Source organism: Streptomyces sp. NPDC017993, assembly GCF_044328065.1.
Taxonomy (GTDB): domain Bacteria; phylum Actinomycetota; class Actinomycetes; order Streptomycetales; family Streptomycetaceae; genus Streptomyces.
Genome location: NZ_JBIRGO010000029.1, coordinates 63,911 through 70,374, shown reverse-complemented (window position 1 = coordinate 70,374; position 6,464 = coordinate 63,911). Strand labels below are relative to the sequence as shown.

The window sequence follows — 6,464 nt, the reverse complement described above, 5'->3', positions numbered from 1 at the left end:
CACCGAGACCAGTCCAGTTCGCCCTGAGCGCCGAGCTCATCCAGGACGACGCGGTGAAGGCGGGCCCACACACGCTCCCGGCTCCATTGCGCGAAGCGCCGGTAGACCGTGGGCCAGGCCGGCCCGAACACCGGCGGCAACTGTCGCCATGTGCAGCCTGTAGTCGCCACGAACAGGATCGCCGCCAGCACTTCACGGTCACCCGCCCGAGCACGGCCACCACCCTGCGGACGCTGCACGACCGTCGGCGGCACCACCCGACGAAACAGCACCCACAACTCATCCGGCACCAACCGCTCAACCAGATCCGTCATGCACCGCTCAACGAGCCAACACGCCATAAGAAACGACGTCTAAGCATCCCAAACGCGCCCGAACGCTCTGAGGCTCCCGCGGGCTCGGGGATGTGGCTGTGGCCTGTGACTCGGCTCCCTGTTCGGGCGAGCTTCAGACTTTGGGCCGTCGGGATGTCTGGTCGGTCGTCAGGCGCGGCAACGCAGCATTTCCAGCGGAGGGTTGGCGTGGAAGTCCGCCCAGAAGTCCGCACCGAACTCGCGTACGCCGGCCTCCGACACCGTCAGCTGGACCCAGGTCACCTCGCTGAATCCCGCTGCCCGCAGACACTTCTCGTAGACCTCGCGGCGCGGGCGGTTGGCGACGAACGAGATCGGCGGATCGAGCAGCGCCGTGATCCGGACTTGCGGCCCGGTCTCGGCCTCCTCGCCGGTGAGCTCGCTGCGGAAGCCGTACCTGTCCGGGGGCGGCCCGTCGAATCGGAAGTCGGGCGACTGGTTCAGCACGAAGAACTCGCCGCCGGGCTTCAAGCTCTGGTGCGCGCTGCGGCACATCTGCTCCGCGGTGGCGATGTCCTCCGCGTAGCTGAGCAGCTGGACCGCCAAGGCGACGTCGAAGCGCCGCTCGACGGGCGGCAGTTCGGTCACATCGCCCACCTCGTAGCGCACACCCAGTGGACTGCGCTCCTCCAACTGCTGTGCCACGGCGACCATTTCACCGGAGATGTCGATTCCGAGCACCTCCGCGGCGCCGCGCCGCTTGAACTCCCTGCTGTAGAAGCCGGTGCCGGAGGCCAGGTCGAGGACCGACTTGCCGCGCACGTCCCCGACCATGGCCAGGAAGCCGGGCACCACTGCGTACTGCTCCAACGGCAGGGCCTTGAACCCCTCGAACGCCTCACCGATCTCGTCGTACTGCTGCTCCGCGCTCATCGTGGTGTCCTCCCCGTTTCGACATGTCCTTGGCCACGGCCCCCGTCCCCCGGGCGCGCCGCGGCTTCTGGCTGGCAGTCTCTACGGGCCCGGGCAGACTGTCGTACTGGCAGAAGCCACAAAGATCCGGGCATCGTCCCGGCTATCGGTCAACGATCAGGCTTGATGGGCAGTCGTGCTGAGGCGAGCAGTTGCTGGAGGGGCGGCGCGCGGAGCTGTGCTGTGGCGGGGGATCAGGCGCACGGGGCGTCGCCATCGCGGCAGTGGCCGTGTCCGGCGGCATCTGCACACGTCTGGGTGAGGGGGCGGCTCCGCCTGCTCGTGCTCCACGCCGGTGTCCTCGCAGGCGACAGCGAGTCGCCTGAGGTGCCCCAGCCTCAGACTCCGCCGCCGCACCCTGGCAAATGCGACGCCTGCTGCCGCTCCACGCCCGACTCCGCTGACGGAGCGCAGAACGGTGCAGGCCAAACCCCGCGCGGTGGCGGGAACTACTGCGCAGGCGCGGCGCCGGATACAGCGACGCCTGCCTGTTGGAAGTCCTCAAGGGCCGCGGTGGTGGTGTGGGGTGCGACGCCTACCGAGTAGTCGAGGCGTACGCGAGCCCGGAATCCCGCCGTGACGGCATCCAGCGCGGTCGCCCGGACACAGTGGTCCGTGGCGATGCCCACCACGTCGACGTCCTCGACTCCTCGGGCACGCAGCCAGTCAGCCAGGGCGGTGCCCTGTTCGTCGGCACCTTCGAAGCCGCTCTTGGAGGCGCTGTGCGCGCCCTTGAAGAAGACGGCGTCGACCTTGCCGCCGTTGATGGCGGTGGCGAATCCGGGGTGGAATTCGCTGCCCTCGCCTCCGGCCACGCAATGGACGGGGAAACTGTCCTGGAAGTCGGGGGTCTCGGAGAAGTGACCTCCCGGGTCGATGTGGTGGTCCCGGGTGGCGACGATGTACTGGTAGTCACCACCCGCGCTCCGCTCGACCAGATCGGCGATCGCCGCCGCGATCCGCGCACCACCCGCGACGGGGACACTGCCCCCTTCGCAGAAGTCGTTCTGCACATCCACGACGATCAAGCCTCGGCTCATCACGAACATCCTTCGGTAGGGAACCGTCCTCCGGTGTTTTACCGGCCGGCTCACGCCCGTCGAGGGCATAACGGGCGAGGCTCACCCGCTCGGCCGAGGACAGTCACCGCAGGAACGATTCGCACCGAGAGGGGCCGCCCCCTGCGTGGCCGGCCCTGGTGCACGTCACGCTCCTCCCTTGGGCACTGGGCAGCCCTCGATGATGATGACTTGGTGGTCGTTCCCGTTGCTGATCACTGGCTTGGAGCCCGCGGTTCGGGTGGGTTCGGGCGGAGCGGAGCACCCGGCCCTGAACCCGCGCAGACGATTGGTGGTCTCTGGGCTGAAAGGGAAATCCAGGAGAGGAGCAATGGCCTGTCTGGCCAGATAGCGGCCCAGTGTGGGGCTGCGGTTCGGGGCCTCATAGCCTGGTGATCGAGCTCGGTCTGGCACGTCAGGCCAACCGCATCACAACGGGGGATCCTATGTCCGCGTACTCACCGCCACCGCCACCGCAAGGGCCGACACCCTTCGGCCAGCAGCCCGGCCCGGCCCCGTACGGGCCACCCACAGGCCCCACTGGCCCGGCCCCTTATGGGCCGCCTGCCAGTGGCCCGTTCCCCTACGGTCAGCAGCCTGTATACGGGCCTTCGCCGGTCCAGCAGTCAGGCGTTCCGATGTTCACGCCGACGGGGCCTCCCCGACGCCCCTGGCTCCGGCCGCTCATCGCGCTCGGCATCGTGATCGTGGTCTTCGCGGGGCTTTGGGTGCTGACCGTGGTGACCGATGACGGCAAGCCCCCTTCGGAAGTCGCCCGATACGCGGTCGCTGGGGACTGTCTGGAAAACCGCGGCACGCACGCGAAGCCGGTCCTCTTCACCATCCCCTGCAGCGACACCAAAGCCGACTACAAGGTCAGGTTCAGCGCCACCCGCTACGGGAAATGCCCACCGGAGTTCGACGAGTACACCGAGCGGGGCGGCCGGCAGGGCGACACCACGCTGTGCTTGACCGCGGTGCGCCACTAAGAGCCAGGAAGGGGCTCATTCCGCCTCAGGTCCAGCGTCCCGCAAGGCAGGCCGCTGCCGGCCTGGCCCCCCGCATATCGTCTGCCACGTCCTGCCCTGCGCCTTTGTCGAGGCGGCGTTGCGCCCCGTCCCGGGGCTCTAGCCAGCCTCCGCGACCAGCTGGATGTCCTTGACCAGCGTGCAGCCGACCCGGCGACGGCGCACCGCCTTCCGTGCCAGATGATCGCCGCCACCGAGAACGCAGCAAATCAACAGACCCCGGGTGGGCGGGGTCAGGCAACCCAGTCGTTGGTGAGGCCGAGGACCGCGGAGCCGTCCAGGTCGGTGAGCTTGGTGCCCACGAAGCCTCGGGCCCAGTCGGAGGTCTGGAGGCGGAAGGCCGGTTCGTCCGCGGTCAGCGCCTCCATCACCGACTCGGCGGCGCCCTCGGCGGTCTGCGCGCCGTCGAGGAACTGGGAGGTCATGCGGTTCAGGTAGGCGTTGAGCTGGGGTGCGTACGGCCCGGCATCGGCGACGGCCTCTTCCAGGTCGACGCCGGCGTTGGCGACGAACTCGGTCGCCACGGCGCCGGGTTCGATCACGGAGACGGACACGCCGTGAGCCGCGGCCACGGGGGCCAGGCTCTCCATGTATCCCTCGACGGCGAACTTGGCCGCGCAGTAGGCCTCGTTGAAGGGCTGTCCGATGACGCCGCCGACGCTGGTGACGGTGATCAGGCGGCCGCCGGAGGTGCGCAGGTGCGGCATGGTCGCCTTCGAGACGTTGAGCACGCCGAAGAAGTTGACCTCCATGACCTTGCGGACCTCGGCCACGGGCTCGTTCTCCAGGGTGCCGAGGTGTCCGGCGCCCGCGTTGTTGACGACGGCGTCCAGGTGTCCGTAGTCGGCGAGCACGCCGTCGATCGCGGACGTGATCGAAGCCTCGTCGGTGACGTCGAGCCGGCGGATGTCGAGCTCCACGCCCGCCTCAGCGGCGGCCTTGCGCAGGGCGTCGGAGCGGCTGAGGTCACGCAGCGTGGCGATCGTCGTCCAGCCGGCGCGTGCGGCGGAGACGGCGGCGGCGAGGCCGATGCCGGAGGAGGTGCCGGTGATGAGGACGACCTTGGGGGACTGGGAGGACGTAGACATGGGGGAGGCCTTCCGTAGCGCAGGGATGTCGGCACGTTTAAGTGCGTGTACACACACCATAGTGTTTATGTGTGCGTACACGCAACCGCTAAGCTGATGACATGCCGAAGAAGAAGCTCACACAGGCGGAGATGCCGGTGGCCGACCATGCCTTCTACGGGCTGGTCTGGGCCGGGACCGTGATGACGGACCGCGTGGACCGCGCCCTGAGCAAGGCGCACGACCTTCCGGTCTCCTGGTTCGAGGTCCTGCTCTGGCTGGCCTCGAGCCCCGACCCCGTTCCGGCCTCGGTCCTGGGCAACAGCACCATGCTCAGCCGCAGCCAGGTCTCGCGCGTCGTCGACGCCCTCCAGAGCCGCGGGCTGGTCACCCGCACCCCCTCGCCCAGCGACGCCCGCTCCGTCGAGGTCTCTCTCACTCCGGAGGGCCACCGGCTCTTCGAGGCGGCCGATGCCACCCGCCGCGAATGCCTCGCCCCCGTCTTCACCGATCTCCTCGACCAGGACGACCTGCAGGCACTCAGCACGGTGTGGAAAAAGCTCAAGGCCAACAAAGACGCGTAGGTGCCCCGCTCGGATCCGGGCGCCACTTGGCCGGCCCGAGCCGTTGCAGTCCAGGTCGGGGGTGCGGCGTGGTCCGGCCGCTGCGAAGATCAGCGCGTGTTGTGGTCGGAGGGCGTGGCGGCCGCTCGTCGTCATCTGCCGACGGGACGGCCCATGAAGCCGCGTTCGGAGAGGACGGGAAGGCGGTAGCGATCCCGGGTGGTTTCGTCGAAGTCGTCGAGGAATCCATGGAGGAGCTCAGCGAGGTGGGGCAGGGAGCTGACCGTGAAGACGACAGGCTGGTAGCCGGCGACCTGATACGGCAGCCGGACCAGGTCGGCAAGGTCAAACGGCCTCAGGTCAGCATGGGCGAATCGCCCGAGCTCGCCGAAGGAGGACAGCAGCGCGGCCCCGTACGCTCTTGGCCGCCGCTGTTCGAGGGTGACGCCGTACTCGAGGGTGAACCAGTACACGCGGCTGATGAGATCCAGCGCGTCTGCCGTATCCACCCGGGCCGCGGCCCGGCCCACCGTGCGGTACAGGTCGGCGAAGAACGGATCCGCGAGATGGATGCCGTGCCCGAAGACGTCGTGCAGGACATCCGGCTCCGGCGTGTACAGGGGCATCGCGGGATGCCGCACGTACTGAACAGCGTGGAAGTACCCCTCGGCCATCGCACCCAGGAAGCGCTTGTTCGGCACGATCCCACCCGCCGGCGTGAACCGGAAGCCCGTCAGCGCTTCAAGCCGGTCGGAGACCTCCTCATGCTGCGGGACACCCTCGGCAGGGATTGGGGCGAGCTCCCGGGCCCGCAGCACCTCTCTGCAGGCCCAGTGGTCCTGGGCTCGCCACAGCGCCTTGTGCACGGCGCGCCAGGTGGCATGCTCGGCCTCGGTGTAGTGGACCTCGGGTGACGGCTCGCCCACCTGGCGGCCCTCGGCCCGGTCGGCGATCAGATTCCTGCGGCGCACGTAGTCCGGATCCGCGAATCCGGGATGCTCCTCGGCTCGGCCCATCGTGGTCCCGTCCGTGTTCAGCGGGGTCAGACTCATCCAATCGATCATGAACAGAATCGTGGACCGTCGCCTGGCCCGTCGGACGGACCACACGCGCGCCCTCACTCGGGCGTGCATCAAGGAATTACGCGGCGAGGGCCGACGGCGCTGCGTGAGCCGGTGGAGTGCGGGGCCAGGCCCCGGGGATGCCGGCGCGGTGTGGAGCAAGCCTTGAGGGCTACCGACCATTACGCCGTAATGATGGCCACCCTCGGGACTATGGGCCCGCTCGTGCTCAGCTGTGGGCGGGCCACGCCAGACAGATGGGCTCTGGTTCCTTCGGTAGGCCCAGCCAAGGGTGCACCAACGTGACCAAGAGACTTTCGGTGACCTCAGCGGCGATGCAGGGCAGTTGCTTCTTCACGGCCCTTCCTTGCCCTCACTCGCCGTCTCACTGCCCGAGCAGCCGACGCAGCCCGGGCGTAGTA

General features: G+C 68.7%; 7 protein-coding genes. 2 read left to right on the top strand and 5 right to left on the bottom strand.

Features of this window, described 5'->3' with window-relative positions:
* The 3 genes from ACH4FH_RS35350 to ACH4FH_RS35340 form a co-directional block, all read right to left on the bottom strand.
* Nucleotides 1-314, bottom strand: a 314-nt coding sequence (locus tag ACH4FH_RS35350) for a transposase (protein WP_398560058.1), incomplete at its 3' end; no start/stop codon positions are given.
* A 168-nt stretch (nt 315-482) separates the two neighbouring features.
* Complete coding sequence (locus ACH4FH_RS35345; RefSeq protein ID WP_398560057.1) at nt 483-1,226, bottom strand: class I SAM-dependent methyltransferase; 744 nt, start codon at nt 1,224-1,226, stop codon at nt 483-485.
* 488 nt (nt 1,227-1,714) lie between these two features.
* Nucleotides 1,715-2,305, bottom strand: coding sequence for an isochorismatase family protein (locus ACH4FH_RS35340; protein ID WP_398560056.1), 591 nt, complete (start codon nt 2,303-2,305; stop codon nt 1,715-1,717).
* Between the two features lie 656 nt (nt 2,306-2,961).
* Here ACH4FH_RS35340 and ACH4FH_RS35335 point away from each other — a divergent pair.
* Complete coding sequence (locus tag ACH4FH_RS35335; protein ID WP_398560055.1) at nt 2,962-3,312, top strand: hypothetical protein; 351 nt, start codon at nt 2,962-2,964, stop codon at nt 3,310-3,312.
* A 272-nt stretch (nt 3,313-3,584) separates the two neighbouring features.
* On the opposite strand, the gene ACH4FH_RS35330 is transcribed toward ACH4FH_RS35335, so the two are convergent.
* Nucleotides 3,585-4,439, bottom strand: a complete 855-nt coding sequence (locus tag ACH4FH_RS35330; protein WP_398560054.1) for an SDR family oxidoreductase — start codon at nt 4,437-4,439, stop codon at nt 3,585-3,587.
* A 101-nt stretch (nt 4,440-4,540) separates the two neighbouring features.
* Here ACH4FH_RS35330 and ACH4FH_RS35325 point away from each other — a divergent pair, with 101 nt between their 5' ends.
* Nucleotides 4,541-5,002: a MarR family winged helix-turn-helix transcriptional regulator gene (locus ACH4FH_RS35325; protein ID WP_398560053.1), complete on the top strand. Its 462-nt coding sequence runs from the start codon at nt 4,541-4,543 to the stop codon at nt 5,000-5,002.
* Nucleotides 5,003-5,133: 131 nt separating this feature from the next.
* Here the strand turns inward: ACH4FH_RS35325 and ACH4FH_RS35320 are convergent, their stop codons facing one another.
* The gene (locus ACH4FH_RS35320) at nt 5,134-6,033 is read right to left on the bottom strand and encodes a phenylalanine 4-monooxygenase (RefSeq protein WP_398560052.1); all 900 of its coding nucleotides are present in this window, start codon (nt 6,031-6,033) and stop codon (nt 5,134-5,136) included.
* Nucleotides 6,034-6,464: the final 431 nt, after the last annotated feature.